Source organism: Streptomyces mayteni (assembly GCF_054783955.1).
This window is the reverse complement of the sequence record NZ_BAAGPR010000256.1, coordinates 1-1,489: the sequence shown is the minus strand read 5'-3', so window position 1 is coordinate 1,489 and position 1,489 is coordinate 1. Positions and strand designations below refer to the sequence as shown.

The 1,489-nt window shown below is 67.2% G+C and carries 1 protein-coding gene; it reads left to right on the top strand.

Features of this window, described 5'->3' with window-relative positions:
* The first annotated feature begins 108 nt into the window (after nucleotides 1-108).
* A complete protein-coding gene (locus tag ACYVPE_RS39755) occupies nucleotides 109-1,476 on the top strand; it encodes an IS4 family transposase (protein WP_461038720.1) in 1,368 nt (455 codons plus the stop codon).
* The last annotated feature ends 13 nt before the right edge of the window (nucleotides 1,477-1,489 follow it).

Genomic DNA, 1,489 nt, shown 5'->3' with positions numbered 1-1,489 from the left:
CAAGGCCGTGAAGTTAGGGGTTGTGGGGGTGGTGTGACGTGGGAAGCGGAGCCCCGGTAGAACTGGCAGTCGACCAAGACAAGCCGTTCACATAGACCGGAGGCTCCGCTGTCGGGCCAGTGTGTCATCAGTCGTGAGATCGGGGTAGCCGAGGGCGTCTTCGCTCCGGGGCATCTGGGTGGGTTGACCCAGATCGTGCCGTTCGAGATGGTCGACGCGGTGCTCGCCGAGTGCGGTGCCGTCCAGAGGCGGCTGCGAAAGTTGCCCGCCCGGGTGGTGGTCTACCTGCTTCTGGCCGCTGGGCTGTTCGCCGAGTGCGGATATCCGACGGTGTGGTCCAAGCTCACCGGCGCTCTGCGTGGGCTGTCGGTCCCAAAGGTGACCGCGACCGGGTTGTGGCACGCCCGTGCGAGGCTGGGCGTGCGGCCACTACGGGCCCTGTTCGATCTGTTACGAGGCCCCGCGTGCGCGATCCGCACGGCCGGGGCACGTTTCCGCGGCCTGTTGGTCGTCGCGATCGACAGCACCCATCTGGACGTGCCCGACGATCCTGCCCTGCGGACGGCGCTGGGCAAGGGCTCCAACCAGTACACCGGCGCCGCTGGCTACCCACAGATCCTGCTGACCACACTGGTGGCCTGCGGAACCCGCGCGGTCATCGACGCCGCCTTCGGCCCAAGGTCCGTGGGCGAGACCGGACACGGAAAGCGGCTGATGCGCTCGGTGCGGGCCGGGATGATCGTGCTGCTGGACCGCGGATTCTCCTCCAACGCCTTCCTGGAAACCGTCGACAGCACCGGTGCGGCGTTCCTGGCCCGTCTGACCGCCATCCGCAAACCCCCCGTCCTACGCCTCCTGCGTGACGGCTCCTTCCTCTCCCGGATCGGAACCCTCGACGTCCGCGTCATCGAGTGCGAGATCACCCTCACCACCACGGCCGGACGACACACCGGCACCTACCGCCTGGCCACCACACTCCTGGATGCCCACCGCCATCCCGCGTCCGATCTGATCCGGCTCTACCACGAACGCTGGGAAGTGGAGTCGACCTACTACGCGATCAAGAAGTCGATGCTCGGCCGCCGGGTCCTGCGCGCCCGCACCCCGCCCGGCATCGCGCAAGAGATCTACGCCCTGCTCAGCGTCTACCAAGCCATCCGGATCGCCATCGCCGACGCCACCGAAACCACACCCACAACCGACCCCGACCGGGCCAGCTTCAGCATCGCCCTGAACACCGCCCGCGACCAAGTCGTCCAAGCCGCGGACATCATCGCCGAGACCACCATCGACCTCATCGGCGCCATCGGGCGAGCAGTCCTCAACCACCCCATGCCCACCCGCCGCCAACGCACCAGCCCCCGAGCCGTCAAACGGCCCCTCTCCCGCTACGCCTACAAGAGCCTCCGCGTCGACAGACACACCTACAAAGCCACCATCGACATCGAGATCTTGACGAAACCGATCAGCCCCTAACTTCACGGCCTTG